Raw genomic sequence first — 17008 nt, forward strand, 5'->3', positions numbered from 1 at the left:
CCGGGGCGCCGTTTCCTTTGCCGATCAGTCGGACTTCGGATTCAGGCGCGCGGGAAGTTGTCCGGGGGCGCCAACACCCATTCCGCATAGCCGGCGCGCATCAGTTCATAGGCGGCAACCAGTCCGGCCGCACCGGCATAGGCGGTGACCAGCACCTGCTCCGGCGACACCTGCGCCCCGAATCCAATCAGCAGAGCCCCCAGGAACGGCCCGCCCAGCAGAAATGCCGCCAGCCACAGCGGCTCGGCCGACAGCCAGGCGCCGAGCACCGCGCGGGTCCGTTGCGACAGGCGCAGCAACCCGCCGGCCTTGGCGTCGAGCGCTTCCAGGCTGCCGGCACGCAGCTCCGCCAGCCGCCGGCCGTCGGCGTCGATGAAGACGACCTCCACCTTCATGCCGTGACGGCGAACCGAGGCCCGCACCGAGTCGCCAAGCCGCGTTTCCAGCAGAATCGCGTTGCCGCCCAGCGCCGGCAAAGCATCGCGCACCTCCTCCGGCGGCTCGCCCCACTCACGCAAAGCCTCCAAGATGACTCGGGGATCGTCGCAGGGGATCGCATCCATATGGATCACCCGCCCCTGCGGCGCCGTCACCTTCAGGATCAGCACCTGCTCCGCCGGATCATGAGTGCCTTCGACGCGCAGGCCGCCCTCCACGACATAGGAGAATCGCAGGCATCCATCACGGCGGCTGAGCGTGTTCATGGCGGCACCCCTCCGGTCGCACCCCTGGCGGATCGCACCAAAGGGATCTTGAGCGTTGGTTATCTGGGCGTTGGCGTTGACATGACCAACAAACCAGCCGGGGGAACGGCCATCGCGACCAAGCGGCGAAAAAGGGGAAACCCGACCGGCCGAGGCGGCATCCGGGCATGAAAAAAGCGCCTAGCCGGTCCGGCTGGCGCTTTCCGCTATCTTCCCTCTCTCAGAAGAGAGAGAATGGCGGATGGGGGGAGATTCGAACTCCCGATACCCGTGAGGGTATGCCGCATTTCGAGTGCGGTGCATTCAACCGCTCTGCCACCCATCCGCTGCCCCGTTTGGCGGGGTGGGCGGAACCTATATAAACGCCTTCGGGCGTGCAAGCCTTTTTTGCAGAAAAATGCGCGCCCCACAGCCCGCATCCCTGTTGACTCTCAGCCCCTCCTGAGTATAGATCGTCGCTCCCATGAACGGGCTTGCGCATCGAACGGTGGGCGAGAAACCCGCCGTTTGTTTTGACATAGGCAGTGACGACAATGTTTGCAGTGATCCGCACCGGCGGCAAGCAGTACAAGGTCGCCAATGGCGACGTGATCCGTGTTGAGAAGCTCGAGGCCGATGCTGGCGCCTCCATCACGCTCGATGACGTGCTGATGGTCGGCGACGCAGGCAACACCACCATCGGCACCCCGACCGTGGCCGGCGCTACGGTCGTCGCCGAGGTCGTCGCCCAGGACCGCGGCCCGAAGATCATCGTCTTCAAGAAGAAGCGCCGCCAGAACTACCGCCGCAAGAACGGCCACCGCCAGGACCTGACCGTCCTGCGCATCACCGGCATCAACGGCGCGGCCTGATCCGGGTTCTCCGGTCGGGCTTCCAGGCGCATCTTCAGTTTAGGAGCAACACCCCATGGCACACAAAAAGGCAGGCGGCTCGTCCCGCAACGGCCGTGACTCCGCCGGTCGCCGTCTCGGCGTGAAGCGTTTCGGTGGCGAGAACGTCGTCTCCGGCAACATCATCGTCCGTCAGCGTGGCACGAAGTTCCACCCGGGCGAGAATGTCGGCATCGGCCGCGACCACACCCTGTTCGCGATGGCCAATGGCCAAGTCTACTTCAAGCACAGCTCGAACGGCCGCACCTTCGTGAACGTCGTTCCGGCCAACGACCAGGAAGTTCCGGCCGTCGCCGCCGAGTGATCGGGCCGAGTAACCTCTAAGGTCGTTGCGCGGCCTGTGTCGCAGGCCTGCACGCTTGTGGGATAAAATCGGGGGACCGGGCGACCGGCTCCCCGATTTTCGTTTTCAGTCCGGTGCCGTCCCACCACCGGTTTCCCTTCCGTTTACGGGCAGGTTCCCCGATGAAGTTTCTCGATCAAGCCAAGGTCTTCCTGAAGAGCGGTGACGGCGGCCCCGGTGCCGTCGCGTTCCGGCGCGAGAAGTTCATCGAGTTCGGCGGCCCGGACGGCGGCGACGGCGGTCGCGGCGGCGACGTGATCATCGAGGCGGCGGACGGCCTGAATACGCTGATCGACTACCGCTACAAGCAGCACTTTAAGGCGCAGCGCGGCCATCACGGCATGGGCAGCAACCGCAACGGCGCGCGCGGCGAGGATGTCGTCCTGCGCGTGCCGGTCGGAACCCAGATCCTCGACGAGAATCAGGAAACCGTGCTGTGCGACCTGACCGAGGCCGGTCAGCGCCGCGTCTTCCTGCGCGGCGGCGACGGCGGGCACGGCAATGCGCACTTCAAGACGCCGACCAACCGGGCGCCGCGCAAGTTCCACCCCGGCTGGCCGGGGCAGGAGCAGTGGGTGTGGCTGCGGCTGAAGCTGATCGCCGATGCCGGCCTGCTGGGGCTGCCCAATGCCGGCAAGTCGACCTTCCTGGCCGCCACCACCGCGGCCAAGCCGAAGATCGCCGACTACCCCTTCACCACGCTCGCTCCCAACCTGGGTGTCGTCCGCGCCGGTGACGAAGAGTTCGTCATCGCCGACATCCCCGGCCTGATCGAGGGCGCGCACGAGGGCCATGGGCTGGGCGACCGTTTCCTCGGCCATGTCGAACGCTCACGCATCCTGCTGCACCTGATCGACGGCACGGCCGACGACGTCGTCGCCTCCTACCGCACGATCCGGAACGAGTTGGAGGCCTATGGCGGCAACCTCGCCGACAAGCCGGAGGTCATCGGGCTGAACAAGGCCGACGCCCTGCTGGACGAGGAGATCGAGGAGAAGAAGGCGGCATTGGAGGAGGCATCGGGCGCCGAGGTCATGGTGCTGTCCGGCGCCACCGGCCAGGGCGTGAAGCAGGTGCTGTACCGGCTGCTGACGGTGATCAAGGAGTCCAAGTCGGAAGAACCCGAGGTCATCCACGCCCCCGCGACCCGGTCCATCCCCCGCCCGCCGGTCGGCCAGAAGCTGCCCGACGACAGCGAGATGCAGTGGGACGACGAAACCGGCGAATGGGTCGGCGGCGAGGACGAGGAGTTCGAGGAGGACGACCTCGAAGAGGGCGAACTCGAAGAGGGTGAGGAGTTGGAGGTCGGCGACTCGGACGAAGCCCTTGACGGAGAGGAGCCGGAGGGCGAAGAGGACGGTTCGGACGACGATACGGACGGAACCTCCCGCCATGGCGCTTGACGCCCCTACCCTTCTCGAATCCCGCCGGCTGGTCGTAAAGATCGGCTCGGCCCTTCTGGTCGATGGGGAGACCCGGCAAATCCGCCGGGACTGGCTCGACGCGCTGGCCGACGACGTCGCCGCCTGCCGCAAGCGCGGGCAGGAGGTGGTGATCGTCACCTCCGGCGCCGTCGCCTGCGGGCGGGAGCATCTCGGCCTCGTCGGCCGGGCGCTGAAGCTGGAAGAGAAGCAGGCCGCCGCCGCCACCGGCCAGATCCGCCTCGCCCACGCCTATCAGGAAACGCTGGCCCGCCACGATGTCACCGTCGCCCAGGTTCTGGTGACGCTGGAGGACACGGAGGAGCGGCGGCGCCACCTGAACGCCCGCAACACCATCGACACCCTGCTGAAGCTGGGCGCCGTTCCGGTCATCAACGAGAACGACACGGTCGCCACCGCCGAAATCCGCTTCGGCGACAACGACCGGCTGGCGGCCCGCGTGGCGCAGATGGTCAGCGCCGACACGCTGGTGCTGCTGTCGGACATCGACGGCCTCTATACCGCCGACCCGCGCAAGGACCCGAACGCCCGCCATATCCCCACCGTGCGCGAACTGACGCCGGAGATCGAGGGCATGGCCGGCGAGCCGCCCCCCGGCTACAGCAGCGGCGGCATGGTGACCAAGATCGCCGCGGCGCGAGTCGCCCTGTCGGCCGGCTGCCGCATGGTCATCGCCAAGGGCAAGCGCATGAACCCGCTGGCGGCGCTGGAACTGCGACCGGAGGATGGCGGCGCGCTCTGCACCTGGTTCCTTCCCTCCGCCGAACCGACCAGCGCCCGCAAGGCCTGGATCGCCGGCCATGTGAACGCCACCGGCGTGCTGGTGGTCGATGACGGCGCCACGCGCGCCCTGTCCCACGGCGCCAGCCTGCTGCCGGCCGGCGTCAGTGCCGTGCAGGGTGACTTCGACCGCGGCGACGTGGTGATCGTCCGCACCCAGGAGGGGCGCGAGGTCGCCCGCGGCCTCGTCGCCTACAGCGCCGACGACGCCCGCAAGATCCTGCGCCACAAGAGCACCGAGATCCCGGAGATCCTGGGATATCAGGGGCGCGACGAGATGATCCACCGCGACGATCTGGTGGTGCGGTGACTGACCGCAGCCCGATCAGCTCCCCGATCCGTGCCGTGCTGTGGGACATCGACGGCACGCTGATGGACAGCGAACCCTGGCACCAGCAGATCACCGTCGACGTCTGCCGCGGCTATGGCCATGAGCTGAGCGACGAGGATTGCCGGTCGATGCACGGCGTGGCGTTCCGCGAGATCTATGCCGCGCTGCATGCCCGCCGCCCCTTCCCCATCGACCTGCACGCCTGGGCCGACGAGATCAACGCGCAGTATGTCGCCCGCGTCGATCAGGTGCGCCCGCGCGAGGGCGCCTTCGCCCTGGTGGAGGCCTTCGCTGCCCGCGGGCTGGCGCAGGCCTGCGTGTCGAACGGCGGGCGCATGATCGTCGACGCCAACATGCGCGCGATGTCGATCCCGCATTTCCGCTTCAGCATCGCCCGCGAGGACGTCGCCAACGGCAAGCCCCATCCGGAGCCCTACCTGCTGGCCGCGAAGATGCTGGGCCTGCCCCCGGAGGCCTGCGCGGTGATCGAGGACAGCCCCACCGGCGCCCGTAGCGCCAAGGCCGCCGGCATGCTGACCATCGCCTGGCCCCAGCACCCCGCCGTGGTCTTCGACGCCGTCGACCATCTGGTTGAGGATCCGGGGGCGCTGGATTGGGATGCGCTTTGCGGGTGAGGGGGTTCCGCCGAACGCGCCCCCTCAGTCCAACGTCCAGCGCGCCATCTGCGGGAACGGCGCCAGCCCGTTGTCGCCCATATAGGCGAACATTCCCGCATAGCCGGTGAAGCCGGCCTGCGCCAGATTGATCAGGCCGAAATGGGTCCCCTGCTCGATCCAGGCCTGCATCGGGTGGGTGCCCTCATACTCGTGGTACTGGTAGGAGCCGGGGAAGAACAGGCATTCCTGCGGCAGGCCCAGATGCTGAACCGCCGCATAGGACCAGGCCTGCGACATGAACTCGCCTTGGCGGGCCGCCCGGGTCAGGATCGGGTCGGGGGCGCCGTCGCGCGCGGTCTGGTCGGCGAGGATGTTGTCGATGTCCGTCTGCACGTTGCGGTTCAGCAACGGCCAGTACTGGCGCGGCATGACGATGATGTGGCCGGCCTCGTGCAGCAGGTCGCCCGGTCCCTTCAGGGTCTCCGGATCGACATGGATCGCGCCGGCATGGATGTTCACGCCGGGCAGGAAGCCGTCGCGCCCGCCCTCGCCATATTCCACCTGCATGCCGATGCCGCGCAGGAAGGCGACGATGGGCTCCAGCGCTTCGGGGTGATACATCCGCCCTCTCCACAAATTCGAAAGTCGGCGGAGATATTCTCGCAACGGACGCAATCAAGCAAGGCACACACGCGCTACCACCCGATGCGCGTTGTCGCATCGGGTGGTGCAGTCGCAACCGCTATTTCTGGATGTTGACCACCGCCGATGCCGGGGCCAACGCGATGCCGCGGTCGGCCAGCGAGGTCAGCCACAGATTGAGGCGCTCGATCGTTGTCGGATAGGGAGAGGCAAAGCCGACGGCCGCACCGTTGGTCTTTGCCAGCTCCTCCAACTCGCGCAGCTGGTCGTCGATGGCGCCGCGCGACAGATCACGGTCGATGACGCGGTCGCCCAACGCCCGCGGCACGCCGGCCAGATTGGCGAGCGGCCCGGCCACGCTCTTCGGATTGACCCGCGAATCGACCAGCAGCAGGCCACGCGCCTTCAGCACGTCGATCACCGGCTGCATCGCCGCCGGGTTGGCGGTGAATTTGCTGCCGGTGGTGCTGGTGATGCCGACATAGCCGACCGCCTTGCCCAGCGACCATTCCAGCCGTTCGACATTGCGGTCGGGTCCGAGCATGGTCAGCAGCGCGTTCGGACCGGGATCGTCACGCGGGTAGTTCAGCGGCTCCATCGGCACCGACAGCATCACCTCGTGCCCCTTGGTGCGCGCCCGCTCGACCCAATCGTCCAGCCGCTCGGCATAGGGCAGGAAGGCCAGCGTGATGCCGGGCGGCAGCTTCGCCAGCGCATTGCCGGTGGTGACGCCGCTGAGCCCAAGATCGGACATGACGATGGCGATGCGCGGCCGCTTGTCGGTCGCCGGGAAGGGCCGGGCATAGACCTGCCAGGGCTTGCGTCCGTCCTGGGCGATGCGCGGCAGCGGACCGTTGCGGCTATCCTCCACCAGACCCGGCACCGGCGCCGGGACCAGCGTCACCGCCGCCGCCGGAACGCCCGGCAGAGGCAGCGGGGCGGCGTCGGTGGGCAAAGGCGCCGCCGGCGCGGCGGCCTTGGGTTCCGGCACCGGTGGCGGCGGCAGCGGAGCGACCGCCACCGTCGCCGCCGGAATCGATGCCTGCCAAGCCTCCCGCGTCGCCTCGCCGTTCAAGGCCAGCCAGCCGGCCAGCCCGCCACCGGCGACCGCCACCAGGGCGACGGCAGCCAGCAGAGGCTTGGACAACGGCTTGCGCGGCCGTCCCGCCGAATCGCCTCCATTGCGGCGGAAACGGCGCAGCCAGCCGAGTCCGGGGCGCAGACCCCGGACATCGAACCGCAAACGACCCAGCAGGGCGGGAGCCTTCACCGTCGGTTGCTCCGGTCAGCGCGCCGCGGCGCGCTGCTGGAACAGGGCGACGCCACGCAGCAGATCCAGCGCGCGGGCGAGCTGGAAGTCGAAGGGCGGCTCCGCCCCCTCCGCCGCCGCACCCTCTGCCGGAGCAGGCGCGGCACCCGGAGCTGCACCCGGTGCAGCCGGAGCAGCACCGGCGCCCGGCCCCGGAGCGGGCGCTGCCGGGTTCGGGGCCGCCGGCGTGCCGGGAGCGGCCGGGTTGGTGGTGGCCGGACGCGGCGCCTTGCTGGCGTCGGGGTTGACCAGCGCGCCCTTCAGGTCGGCTTCGCGGCGGCGGACGACGTTCTTGTCCAGATCCTCCACCTTGGCGACATGCACCTCGATGTCCGGGGTGATGCCCAGCTGCTGGATCGAGCGGCCCGACGGCGTGTAGTAGCGCGCGGTGGTCAGGCGCATGGCGCCATGGCCGGGCAGCGGGATGATGGTCTGCACCGATCCCTTGCCGAAGCTCTGGGTGCCCATGATGATCGCGCGCTTGTGATCCTGCAGGGCACCGGCGACGATTTCGGAAGCCGAGGCGGACCCGCCGTTGACCAGCACCACCATCGGCAGGCCCTTGATCAGGTCGCCCGGCTTGGCGTTGAAGCGGGTGCCCTCCTCCGCCCGCCGGCCGCGGGTCGACACGATCTCCCCCTTCTCCAGGAAGGTATCGGACACCGACACCGCCTGATCGAGCAGGCCGCCCGGATTGTTGCGCAGGTCGAGCACGAAGCCCTTCAGCTTGTCGCCCAACTGCTGCTGGATGGAGGAAATCGCCTTCTCCAGCCCGCTCTGCGTCTGCTCGTTGAAGCTGGTGATGCGGATGTAGCCGATGTCGCCTTCGGTGCGGTAGCGGACGGACTGCACCTTGATGACGGCGCGGGTCAGCGACACGGTGAAGGGCTCGCCCGCCTCGCCGCGGCGGACGGTAACCTTCAGCTCGCTGCCCACGGGGCCGCGCATCTTCTCCACCGCCTCGTTCAGGCTGAGGCCCATCACCGCCTCGCCGTTCAACTGGACGATCAGGTCGCCCGGCTGCAGGCCGGCGCGGAAGGCCGGGGTGTCGTCGATGGGCGACACGACCTTCACCAGGCCGTTCTCCATCGTCACCTCGATGCCCAGCCCGCCGAACTCGCCGCGGGTCTGGACCTGCATGTCCTGGAAGCTTTTCTTGTTCAGATAGCTGGAATGCGGGTCGAGCGAGGTCAGCATCCCGTTGATCGCCGATTCGATCAGCTGTTCGTCGGTGACCGGCTCGACATATTCGGCGCGGACGCGCTCGAAGACGTCGCCGAACAGGTTCAGCTGCCGGTAGGTGTCCGACGAATTGCTGGACTGCGCGGTGACGGTGGCGACGCCGGCGCCCAGAAACACCAGAGCAGCCGCCGTGGCGGCGCGCTTGATCATCCTCATCTACCCTTGTCCTTTCCCCTCCGGGGCGCCGAACCCGCGTTGCGGGTTGATCGGCTGGCCGTTTCGTCGCAGCTCGAAATAGAGATCCGGATTGCCGTCCGACGGCATGACCGCCAGCGGTTCCCCGCTGGCCACCTTACGCCCGACAGCCGTGTCGATCCGGCCCAAACCCGCAATCAAACTATGATATCCGTTGCCGTGTTCCACGATCAAGATAAGGCCATAGCCCTTGAACGGGCCGGCGAACACGATCGTGCCGCCGCGCGGCGCCACCACGGCGGCCCCGGCGCGGGTCTGGACCGTCACGCCGCGGCTGGTGGCACCGAAGCGGTCGGCCTCGCCGAAGCGGGTGGTCAGCTTGCCGGCGGCGGGCAGCACCATGCCGGCGACCGCCGGCGGGCCGTCCGGGGATTTCGCGGCCAGCTCACGCTCCCGCGCCGCTTCCCTGGCGGCTTCGTCCTTCGCCCGTTTTTCCTCGGCGGCCTTCTCTTCCGCGACCTTCTGCTCCGCGGCGCGCAGTTCGGCCAGCTTGCGTTCGGCCGCCTTGCGCTCCGCTTCCTTCTGGGCGGCGAGGCGGCGTTCGGCCTCGCGCTTTTCCGCCTCCCGGCGGGCGGCTTCCTTGCGTTCCGCTTCGCGCCGTTCGGCCTCGCGGCGGGCGGCGGCCTCGATGGCGGCGCGGCGTTCGGCCTCGATCCGCTCCATCAGCTGGCGCAAGTCGGTGGCCTGACCGGACAGGTCCGCCATGCGCTGGCCGACCTGGACGCGCTCCTCCTCCGTCTGGCGCGACAGCTCCTCGCGCCGGGCGATCAGGCGGTTCATCTCGTCCTGTTTCTCGGACAGCGCCACCCGCGCCGCCAGCGCCTTCGCCCGCTGGTCCACCAGCTTGCCGCGGGTGTCGGCCAGCGCGGTCAGCGCCTGGGCCAGCGCATCGGCCCGCGCCTTCAGCGCCGGCACTGCATCGCGCAGCAGCAGGGCGGAGCGCAGCGTGTCGACCGGGCTTTCCGGCCGGGCCAGCGCCGCTTCCGGCGGGATGCGCGCCAGCCGCTGCAGGGCGGCCAGCAGGGTGGCGATCTGCTGCCGCTCGGCGTCGAGACCGGCGGAACGGTCCCGCTCCTCCGCTTCCAGCGCGGCGAGCGACTCCTCCAACTGATCGAGTGACTGTTCCTGCCCGCGCGCCTGATCGGCCAGCGCGATCAGCCGGCCGCGCAGGTCGTCGAGTTCGGTCTGAAGCGCCTGCGATTGGCGCTCCAACTGCTGCTGGCGCTGCTTGCCGGTCTGAAGCTGCTGTTCGACGCGCTTCAGCGTGTCCTTGGGCGCTTCGGACTGCGCATTCGCCGGCTGGGCGAGGATCAGGCCGGCGATGACGACGAAGCCGGCGAGGATACCCTCTCCCGCCCCGGATATCCTCTCCCCAGCGGATACCCTCTCCCCCCCGGGGAGAGGGTTGGGTGAGGGGGATTTGCGGCGGGATGTAAGTCGAAGCGCAGGAATTCCCGCACCTCCACGCCACGCGCCCCCCTCACCCCGACCCTCTCCCCGGGGGGGAGAGGGGGACTCGAGCGCAAAGGGAACGCCCGGCGCCATCCGTTACTCCGCCGCCGCGCGGGCGGCGGTGCGGACCAGCAGGTTGCGGCCGGTCATCTCCGCCGGCTTCGGCAGGCCCAGCAGGTCGAGCAGCGTCGGTGCGATGTCGGCCAGACGGCCGCTCTCGATCCGCGCACCGGCCGGGCCGTTGATCAGGATCAGCGGCACCTTGTCCAGCGTGTGGGCGGTGTGCGGGCCGCCGGTCTCCGGATCCTTCATCAGCTCGCAGTTGCCGTGGTCGGCGGTGACCAGCATGGTGCCGCCGGCACGGCGCACCGCGGCCTCCACCTGACCCAGGCTGCCGTCGACCGCCTGCACCGCCTTGATGGCAGCGTCGAGCATGCCGCTGTGGCCGACCATGTCGGGGTTGGCGAAGTTGACGACGATCAGGTCGTACTTGCCCGAATCGATGGCGCCGACCAGCTTGCCGGTCACTTCGGCGGCGGACATCTCCGGCTGCAGGTCGTAGGTGGCGACCTTCGGCGACGGCACCAGGATGCGGTCCTCGCCCTCATAGACCCGCTCCTCGCCGCCGTTGAAGAAGAAGGTGACGTGCGGGTACTTCTCCGTCTCGGCGATGCGCAGTTGCTTCATTCCGGCCTCGGAAACCACCTCGCCCAGCACCTTGGTGAGAGATTTCGGCGGAAAGATGGTGGTCATCAGCTTCGCCAGCGCCGACGAATATTCGACCATGCCGACGGCGGCGGCCAGCTTCGGCGCCCCATCCACCGGGAAGCCGTCGAAAGCCGGATCGACATAGGCGGCCAGGATTTCGCGGGCGCGGTCGGCGCGGAAATTCGCCATCAGGATGGCGTCGCCGTCCTTCATGCCGGCATAGTCGCCGATCACCGTCGGCAGGATGAACTCGTCGTGCTTGTCGGCGGCGTAGCTCTGCTCGATCGCCTGGATCGGATCGGCGGCGCGTTCGCCCTCCGCCTTCGTCATTGCCGCATAAGCCTTGGCGACGCGATCCCAGCGCTTGTCGCGGTCCATGGCGTAGTAGCGGCCGATGACGGTCGCCACCTCGACGCCCGGCAGCTCGAAGACGTCGGCCATGAACTCGGCGACCTGATCCTTGGCGCTCTGCGGCGGCACGTCGCGGCCGTCGGTGAAGGCGTGGACCGCCACCGGAACCCCCTCGCGCGACAGCACGCCGGCCAGCGCCGCGATGTGGTCCTGGTGCGAATGGACGCCGCCCGGCGACAGCAGGCCCATCAGATGGACGCGCCCGCCGGTCTTGTGCATCGCCTTGACCAGATCGTTCAGCGCGGCGTTGCGCTCAAGCTCGCCCTCGACGATGGCGTGGTCGATCATCACGAGGTCCTGCATGACGACCCGGCCGGCGCCGAGATTCATGTGACCGACCTCGGAGTTGCCCATCTGACCCTTGGGCAGGCCGACCTCCTCCTCGCTGGCGTCCAGGAAGGCCGTCGGCTCGGCCGACCACAGGCGGTCCCAATTCGGGGTGTCGCCCAGCGCAATCGCGTTGTCGGACCGCTCCTCGCGATAGCCCCAGCCGTCCAGAATGCAGAGGACGACAGGGCGGGGTCGGTTGGTCTCGGTCATCGCGCTTACCTTTCTCGAAAGGTTGTGGTCTCGGAGTTTTGTGTTTTTCGGCTCCGGCGCTTTTCCGCGCGCCGGATGCGACGCAGGGAATCAGGATCTGTGATAGGGGTGACCGGCAAGAATTTGTTGGGCGCGATAGAGTTGCTCCGCAAGCATGCCGCGCACCAGCATGTGGGGCCAAGTCATCGGCCCGAAGGCGAGCAGGAAGTCGGCCCGCGCCCGCACAGCGTCGCCATGGCCGTCGGCACCGCCGATCAGGAAGGCGAGATCACCGGCGCCGCGGTCGCGCCAGTCGCCGATCTTGGCGGCGAAAGCTTCGCTGGGCAGCGCCTTGCCGCGTTCGTCGAGCGCCACGACGATGGCGCCGGCCGGCACGGCGGCGAGCAGCAGCTCCGCCTCCTGCCGTTTCAATTCGTCGGAGGAGAGGCGTTTTTTCACCTCGACCTCCTTCAGGGTGAAGGGCCACCCGAGCCGTCCGACATACTCGTCGAACAGGTCGCGGGTCGGTCCGCCCCGCGACCGCCCGACGGCGGCGAGCCACAGACGCATGATGCGGCCCTCCGCCCCCGTTTCGCTCTCGTTTCCGCCCTTGGCCCGTCAGGCGCTCAGCCGCGCCGTGCCCGACGGCGTCGGCAGCTCCAGACCCCACATCTTCTCGATGTTGTAGAAGGTCCGGACTTCCGGCTTGAACAGGTGGACGATCACGTCGCCGGCATCGACCAGAACCCAGTCGCACTGGGCCATGCCTTCCATCTCGACGCCGCGGACGCCGGCCTGCTTCAGCTTTTCGGCCAGCTTCATTGCCATGGCGGCGATGTGCCGCGTGTTGCGGCCCGACGCCACGATCATGTAATCGGCGAAGGTGGTTTTCCCGGCGAGATCGATGACGGTGACGTCATCCGCCTGATCGGCGTCGAGCGACGCCTGAATGAGCGCCTTCAGGTCCTGCGGTTCCAGGATCTGGGGAACGGCGGCTGGCCGCGGAGCGGTCGCGGCCGTTTCGGTGTGCGTGGTGATGGCTCCAACCTCTTGCAACGGTTTCACGACCCGGCGGCCCGTGCCTGCCGGATCGCCGTCGCCGAGGCCGGGTGCAAGGGGTTGCGTAAGAACGCCCAGGCCGGCCGCCTGCGGCGCGCCAGCCCTTTGACCCCCGACACCGACACCCGTCGACGGGTGTAGCGTTGGGCGGCCTTGCCGCTCAACGCACTAAGAGAATAGGTGGGGCGGGCGAAAACCGCAACGGCCACCGAGTCGAAGATTCGATTCCAATGTTTCCAGCGCGGAATTTGTCGCAAATTGTCCGCCCCCATCAACCAAACGAAGCGGGTTTTCGGGAAGCGGCGCTGAAGCTTGGCCAGCGTATCGGCGGTGAAGCGGGTGCCGAGCGCGGTCTCGATCGCCGTCACCTCGATCCGCGGATGGGCGGCGACCGCCCGCGCCTCCGCCATCCGGTCGGACAGCGAAGCCATGCCGGACGCCGACTTCAGCGGGTTCTGCGGGCTGACCATCCACCAGACACGGTCGAGCCCGAGCGCCTTCAGCGCGAACAGGCTGATGTGCCGGTGCCCGGCATGGGCCGGGTTGAACGACCCGCCGAGGATGCCGACGGTGAGGCCGGCATAGAGCGGGCCGGAGTAGAGGTGGGGGGCCTTTTGGAATCCGGACTTCAACCCGGAGCGCTTACCCTCTCCCCCCCGGGGAGAGGGTTGGGTGAGGGGGTTCCGTTTGCCGGACGATCCTCGCGATGCATCCCCCTCACCCTGCCCTCTCCCCGGGGGGGAGAGGGTTCCACGGGAGGGAGGGGTGTCTGTCTTACGGCCGCGTCTGGCCATCGCCGCGCACGACATACTTGTAGCTGGTCAACTGCTCGGCACCCACCGGGCCGCGAGCGTGGAACTTGTCGGTGGAGATGCCGATCTCCGCCCCCATGCCGAACTCGCCGCCGTCGGCGAACTGGGTCGAAGCGTTCCACAGCACGATGCCGCTGTCCACCCGCGACAGGAACCGCTCCGCCGCCGCCGGATCCTCGGTCAGGATCGATTCGGTGTGGTGGGAGCTGTGAGCGTTGATGTGGTCGATTGCCGCATCCACCCCGTCCACCACGCCGCAGGCGATGATGGCGTCGAGATACTCGGTGTCCCAATCCTCCGGCGCCACCGCCGTCACCCGCGGGTCGGCCGCCTGGGCCGCCGCGTCGCCGCGCACGGCGCAGCCGGCATCCAGCAAATCCTTCACCAGAAGCGGCAGCGCCTTGTCGGCGATGGCGCGGTCGACCAGCAGGGTCTCGGCGGCGCCGCAGATGGAGGTTCGGCGCATCTTGGCATTCAGCACCACCTTGCGCGCCTTCTCCAGGTCGGCGCCGGCATCGACATAGACATGGCAGTTGCCGTCCAGATGCTTGATGACCGGCACCCGGCTCTCGTCGGCGATGCGCTGGATCAGCGACTTGCCGCCGCGCGGGATGATGACGTCGATGTAGTCGCGCATCGTCAGCATGTGGCCGACGGCGGCGCGATCGGTGGTCGGCACCAGCTGGATCGCCGCTTCCGGCAGCCCCGCTTCGCGCAGCCCCTGGACCAGGCAGTCGGCGATGGCGCGGGACGAGCGGATGCTCTCCGACCCGCCGCGCAGGATGGCGGCGTTGCCCGACTTCAGGCAGATGCCGCCGGCATCCGCCGTCACATTCGGCCGGCTTTCATAGATGATGCCGACGACACCCAGCGGCACGCGGACACGCTGGATGCGCAGGCCGTTGGGCCGCGTCCATTCCGCCAGCACGCCGCCGATGGGATCGGGGAAGTCGGCGATGTCCTCCAGGCCCTTGGCCATCGCCTCGATGCGCTTGTCGTCCAACATCAGCCGTTCGCGCATGGGGCCGGACAGGTCGCGGGCGTTCGCCATGTCCTCGGCGTTGGCGGCCTTGATCTCGGCGGCGCGGGCGCGGATGGCCGCCGCCGCCGCCCTCAGCGCCCGGTCCTTCGACGGTCCTGGCACGGTCGCCAGCGCAGCCGCGGCGGCGCGCGCGGCGCGGCCGAGGGTCAGCATCTGGTCGTGCAGGGCGTCGGTGGTGTCGAGCAGGGCGGACATGGAGGTCTCCAGACACTCTATCCGTTGAAGGGACGACGACCTTAACGAATTGTTCGGGGTTGCGAAAGCCGCGCGGTTGTGGGACTTCGGCGTTGCGGTATGGGCGGGCGTGTGCAAAACGCAACGCGGCATCCGCAGTGCCGGGACAGGTTTCGGGTAGGGTGACATGCTGACGCTGCTGCTGATCGTCTCCGCTTTCTTCGCCGGCGTGCTGAACGCCGTGGCCGGGGGCGGCAGCTTCCTGACCTTTCCGGCGCTGATCCTGGCCGGGGTGCCGCCGCTGAACGCCAACGCCACCAGCACCGTCGCGGTGTCGCCCGGCGCGCTGGCCAGCGCATTCGGCTACCGGCGGGAGCTGGGCCGCATCCGCGACATCCACCTGCCCTCCTTCCTCGGCATCAGCCTCGTCGGCGGGTTGCTGGGCGCCCTGCTGCTGCTGTGGACGCCGCAGAAGACCTTCGAGGTCATCGTGCCGTGGCTTCTGCTGTTCGCCACGCTGCTGTTCGCGATCGGCCCGACCGCGTCGGCCTGGGTGCGACGCAACGTCACCATCGGTCACGGCACGGTGCTGACCGTGCAGTTCCTGATCGCGGTCTATGGCGGCTATTTCGGCGGCGGCATCGGCATCCTGATCCTGGCGACGCTCGGCGTCTTCGGCCTGACCGACCTGCACGCCATGAACGGACTGAAATCGCTGGTCTCCGGCTGCCTGAACGCCGTCGCGGTGGCGGCCTTCGTCGCCGGCGGGGCGGTCTATTGGTCGGAAGCGCTGATCATGCTGGTCGCCGCAATGGCCGGCGGCTATGCCGGCGCGTCGGTCGCCCGCCACATCCCGCCGCCGGTCCTGCGCAAGATGGTGATCCTGGTGGGAGCCGGCATGACCGTCTATTTCTTCATCACCAAGACCTGATCCCAACGGAGTCCCCCGGCATGACCGCCCCCATCGTCCGTGACGCGCTGCCCTACCGCCCCTGCGTCGGCATCATGCTGCTGAACGACCGCGGCGAGGTGTTCGTCGCCAGGCGCTCCGGGTCGGAGGCCGACTGGCAGATGCCGCAGGGCGGCGTCGACGATGGCGAGGACGCCTGCAGCGCCGCCTTCCGCGAGTTGGAGGAGGAGATCGGCACCGCGAAGGCGGAGTTCATCGCCATGACCGCAGCCCCCCACCGTTACGACCTGCCCGACGACCTGCTGGGAAAGGTGTGGAAGGGCCGCTGGCGCGGGCAGGAGCAGATGTGGATGCTGGCCCGCTTCACGGGAACCGAGGCCGACATCCGGCTGGACACCGATCATCCGGAATTCGACGCCTGGAAATGGATCGACGCGGAAGAATTGCCGGGCCTGATCGTCGCCTTCAAGCGGCCGGTCTACGAATCGGTGCTGGCGGAGTTCCGTCCGCTGATCGCACGGGCAAAGGGCTGATCCGCATTCCCCTGCACCGATCCCGGCGGCATGTCCCAATTTTGACTGCGGTTATCCCCAACTTCCCGACGACGCCCGGCCCATCCACCACGTCCGCTTAACGAATCCTTGAGACGCGTTCTGGCAACGTCCCTCCTGCAACCGGAGTGCGCAGGAGCGGGCCGGCATTGGACGGAGGGGTGTCGTGTCGCTGATCAAGTGGACGGAGGAGGATGACGGGCGCATTCGCCTGGGCCTGCCGAGCGACCTCGATTTGCCCATGGCGCAACCTCTGCTCGACAGCCTGCGCGCCGCCTTCAAGGCGTCGGTGGACATCAGCGTCCAGGCGGACGCGGTGGAACGCATCAGCGTCGCCTGCGTCCAGGCGCTGGTCGTCGCCGCCCGCGATGCGGCGGAACAGGGAAATTCCTTCGCCATTCTGCGCCCGTCGGAGGTCCTCGCCGATGCCTGCGAGGATCTGGGGCTGGCCGGCTGGCTGAAGCAGTGGAGGCGTGCGTGAAGAAGAAAGTGATGACGGTGGACGACTCGCGGACCATGCGCGACATGGTGTCCTTCACCCTGCGCGGCGCCGGTTATGAGGTGGTGGAGGCCGCCGACGGCCAGCAGGCGATGAGCGCCATCGCCGCCACCAAGGTCGATCTGGTCATCACCGACCTGAACATGCCGGTGATGGACGGGCTGACCCTGATCCGCAAGCTGCGCGCCATCCCGGCCCACCGCACCCTGCCGATCCTGATGCTGACCACCGAAGCGGACGAGAGCAAGAAGGCCGAGGGCCGCGCCGCCGGCGCCACCGGCTGGATCGTGAAGCCCTTCAACCCCGACAAGCTGGTGTCGGTGGTGCAGAAGGTCTGCGGCTGACCGCGAGCCGTCAGCGAAGGAAGGGGTACAGC

Annotated in this window: 20 protein-coding genes and 1 tRNA gene; 10 read left to right on the forward strand and 11 right to left on the reverse strand. The window is 68.5% G+C overall.

What is annotated here, in order from left to right; translation table 11 throughout:
- Window positions 1-41 precede the first annotated feature (41 nt).
- Entirely contained in the window at window positions 42-704 is a 663-nt protein-coding gene (locus tag M5E06_RS09485; RefSeq protein ID WP_136704477.1) for a hypothetical protein, read from the reverse strand.
- A 235-nt stretch (window positions 705-939) separates the two neighbouring features.
- Window positions 940-1029: transfer RNA gene (locus tag M5E06_RS09490), tRNA-Ser, on the reverse strand.
- 208 nt (window positions 1030-1237) lie between these two features.
- On the opposite strand from M5E06_RS09490, the gene rplU reads away from it, so the two are divergent.
- The 5 genes from rplU to M5E06_RS09515 all read left to right on the forward strand — a co-directional run bounded on the left by rplU (window position 1238) and on the right by M5E06_RS09515 (window position 5125).
- Window positions 1238-1555 carry a 50S ribosomal protein L21 gene (gene rplU, locus M5E06_RS09495; RefSeq protein ID WP_109153776.1) on the forward strand — a complete coding sequence of 106 codons (318 nt, stop codon included), beginning with the start codon at window positions 1238-1240 and terminating at the stop codon, window positions 1553-1555.
- Between the two features lie 55 nt (window positions 1556-1610).
- Complete coding sequence (gene rpmA, locus M5E06_RS09500) at window positions 1611-1898, forward strand: 50S ribosomal protein L27 (protein WP_063635180.1); 288 nt, start codon at window positions 1611-1613, stop codon at window positions 1896-1898.
- A gap of 161 nt (window positions 1899-2059) precedes the next feature.
- Window positions 2060-3340 (forward strand): GTPase ObgE, encoded by a 1281-nt coding sequence (obgE, locus tag M5E06_RS09505; protein ID WP_252137969.1) that lies wholly within the window; start codon window positions 2060-2062, stop codon window positions 3338-3340.
- Complete coding sequence (gene proB, locus M5E06_RS09510; protein ID WP_252137970.1) at window positions 3330-4469, forward strand: glutamate 5-kinase; 1140 nt, start codon at window positions 3330-3332, stop codon at window positions 4467-4469. The genes obgE and proB overlap by 11 nt, the downstream gene beginning before the upstream one ends.
- Window positions 4466-5125 carry an HAD family hydrolase gene (locus M5E06_RS09515; protein ID WP_252137971.1) on the forward strand — a complete coding sequence of 220 codons (660 nt, stop codon included), beginning with the start codon at window positions 4466-4468 and terminating at the stop codon, window positions 5123-5125. The genes proB and M5E06_RS09515 overlap by 4 nt, the downstream gene beginning before the upstream one ends.
- A 24-nt stretch (window positions 5126-5149) precedes the next feature.
- On the opposite strand, the gene M5E06_RS09520 is transcribed toward M5E06_RS09515, so the two are convergent.
- The 4 genes from M5E06_RS09520 to M5E06_RS09535 form a co-directional block, all read right to left on the reverse strand.
- On the reverse strand, window positions 5150-5728 hold the full coding sequence (locus M5E06_RS09520) for a hypothetical protein (RefSeq protein ID WP_252137972.1): 579 nt from the start codon (window positions 5726-5728) through the stop codon (window positions 5150-5152).
- 121 nt (window positions 5729-5849) lie between these two features.
- Entirely contained in the window at window positions 5850-7019 is a 1170-nt protein-coding gene (locus M5E06_RS09525) for a divergent polysaccharide deacetylase family protein (protein ID WP_136704482.1), read from the reverse strand.
- Between the two features lie 15 nt (window positions 7020-7034).
- A complete protein-coding gene (locus M5E06_RS09530) occupies window positions 7035-8456 on the reverse strand; it encodes a S41 family peptidase (RefSeq protein WP_109075577.1) in 1422 nt (473 codons plus the stop codon).
- Complete coding sequence (locus M5E06_RS09535; RefSeq protein WP_252137973.1) at window positions 8457-9707, reverse strand: murein hydrolase activator EnvC family protein; 1251 nt, start codon at window positions 9705-9707, stop codon at window positions 8457-8459. It abuts the gene before it with no gap.
- Here M5E06_RS09535 and M5E06_RS09540 point away from each other — a divergent pair.
- Complete coding sequence (locus M5E06_RS09540; RefSeq protein WP_252137974.1) at window positions 9696-9908, forward strand: hypothetical protein; 213 nt, start codon at window positions 9696-9698, stop codon at window positions 9906-9908. The two genes, M5E06_RS09535 and M5E06_RS09540, sit on opposite strands and share 12 nt — an antisense overlap.
- A gap of 135 nt (window positions 9909-10043) precedes the next feature.
- On the opposite strand, the gene gpmI is transcribed toward M5E06_RS09540, so the two are convergent.
- From gpmI to M5E06_RS09565, 5 genes are all read right to left on the reverse strand, one after another.
- Window positions 10044-11606, reverse strand: coding sequence for a 2,3-bisphosphoglycerate-independent phosphoglycerate mutase (gene gpmI / locus M5E06_RS09545; RefSeq protein WP_252137975.1), 1563 nt, complete (start codon window positions 11604-11606; stop codon window positions 10044-10046).
- A gap of 90 nt (window positions 11607-11696) precedes the next feature.
- Window positions 11697-12155, reverse strand: coding sequence for a 23S rRNA (pseudouridine(1915)-N(3))-methyltransferase RlmH (gene rlmH / locus M5E06_RS09550; RefSeq protein ID WP_109075575.1), 459 nt, complete (start codon window positions 12153-12155; stop codon window positions 11697-11699).
- A 48-nt stretch (window positions 12156-12203) separates the two neighbouring features.
- A complete protein-coding gene (gene rsfS / locus M5E06_RS09555) occupies window positions 12204-12650 on the reverse strand; it encodes a ribosome silencing factor (protein WP_014248611.1) in 447 nt (148 codons plus the stop codon).
- A complete protein-coding gene (locus M5E06_RS09560; RefSeq protein WP_252137976.1) occupies window positions 12647-13276 on the reverse strand; it encodes a nicotinate-nucleotide adenylyltransferase in 630 nt (209 codons plus the stop codon). The genes rsfS and M5E06_RS09560 overlap by 4 nt, the downstream gene beginning before the upstream one ends.
- Before the next feature lie 142 nt (window positions 13277-13418).
- Window positions 13419-14693 carry a glutamate-5-semialdehyde dehydrogenase gene (locus M5E06_RS09565; protein WP_252137977.1) on the reverse strand — a complete coding sequence of 425 codons (1275 nt, stop codon included), beginning with the start codon at window positions 14691-14693 and terminating at the stop codon, window positions 13419-13421.
- Window positions 14694-14859: 166 nt separating this feature from the next.
- Here M5E06_RS09565 and M5E06_RS09570 point away from each other — a divergent pair, with 166 nt between their 5' ends.
- The 4 genes from M5E06_RS09570 (at window position 14860) to M5E06_RS09585 (ending at window position 16976) form a co-directional block, all read left to right on the forward strand.
- Window positions 14860-15603 carry a sulfite exporter TauE/SafE family protein gene (locus M5E06_RS09570; protein ID WP_252137978.1) on the forward strand — a complete coding sequence of 248 codons (744 nt, stop codon included), beginning with the start codon at window positions 14860-14862 and terminating at the stop codon, window positions 15601-15603.
- Window positions 15604-15623: 20 nt separating this feature from the next.
- Entirely contained in the window at window positions 15624-16115 is a 492-nt protein-coding gene (locus M5E06_RS09575) for an RNA pyrophosphohydrolase (RefSeq protein WP_252137979.1), read from the forward strand.
- Window positions 16116-16299: 184 nt separating this feature from the next.
- Window positions 16300-16614, forward strand: a complete 315-nt coding sequence (locus M5E06_RS09580) for an STAS domain-containing protein (protein ID WP_109075571.1) — start codon at window positions 16300-16302, stop codon at window positions 16612-16614.
- Window positions 16611-16976 carry a response regulator gene (locus tag M5E06_RS09585; protein ID WP_199230985.1) on the forward strand — a complete coding sequence of 122 codons (366 nt, stop codon included), beginning with the start codon at window positions 16611-16613 and terminating at the stop codon, window positions 16974-16976. Before M5E06_RS09580 ends, M5E06_RS09585 begins: the two co-directional genes overlap by 4 nt.
- The last annotated feature ends 32 nt before the right edge of the window (window positions 16977-17008 follow it).

The sequence above is a fragment of the Azospirillum sp. A1-3 genome, assembly GCF_023806445.1.
GTDB lineage: Bacteria > Pseudomonadota > Alphaproteobacteria > Azospirillales > Azospirillaceae > Azospirillum.

Bases quoted from the DNA above. Each gene is read 5' to 3' on its own strand.
- M5E06_RS09485 (WP_136704477.1), bottom strand. From the start codon at position 704: ATGAACACGCTCAGCCGCCGTGATGGATGCCTGCGATTCTCCTATGTC.
- rplU (WP_109153776.1), top strand. From the start codon at position 1,238: ATGTTTGCAGTGATCCGCACCGGCGGCAAGCAGTACAAGGTCGCCAAT.
- rpmA (WP_063635180.1), top strand. From the start codon at position 1,611: ATGGCACACAAAAAGGCAGGCGGCTCGTCCCGCAACGGCCGTGACTCC.
- obgE (WP_252137969.1), top strand. From the start codon at position 2,060: ATGAAGTTTCTCGATCAAGCCAAGGTCTTCCTGAAGAGCGGTGACGGC.
- proB (WP_252137970.1), top strand. From the start codon at position 3,330: ATGGCGCTTGACGCCCCTACCCTTCTCGAATCCCGCCGGCTGGTCGTA.
- M5E06_RS09520 (WP_252137972.1), bottom strand. From the start codon at position 5,728: ATGTATCACCCCGAAGCGCTGGAGCCCATCGTCGCCTTCCTGCGCGGC.
- M5E06_RS09530 (WP_109075577.1), bottom strand. From the start codon at position 8,456: ATGAGGATGATCAAGCGCGCCGCCACGGCGGCTGCTCTGGTGTTTCTG.
- gpmI (WP_252137975.1), bottom strand. From the start codon at position 11,606: ATGACCGAGACCAACCGACCCCGCCCTGTCGTCCTCTGCATTCTGGAC.
- rlmH (WP_109075575.1), bottom strand. From the start codon at position 12,155: ATGCGTCTGTGGCTCGCCGCCGTCGGGCGGTCGCGGGGCGGACCGACC.
- M5E06_RS09565 (WP_252137977.1), bottom strand. From the start codon at position 14,693: ATGTCCGCCCTGCTCGACACCACCGACGCCCTGCACGACCAGATGCTG.
- M5E06_RS09570 (WP_252137978.1), top strand. From the start codon at position 14,860: ATGCTGACGCTGCTGCTGATCGTCTCCGCTTTCTTCGCCGGCGTGCTG.
- M5E06_RS09575 (WP_252137979.1), top strand. From the start codon at position 15,624: ATGACCGCCCCCATCGTCCGTGACGCGCTGCCCTACCGCCCCTGCGTC.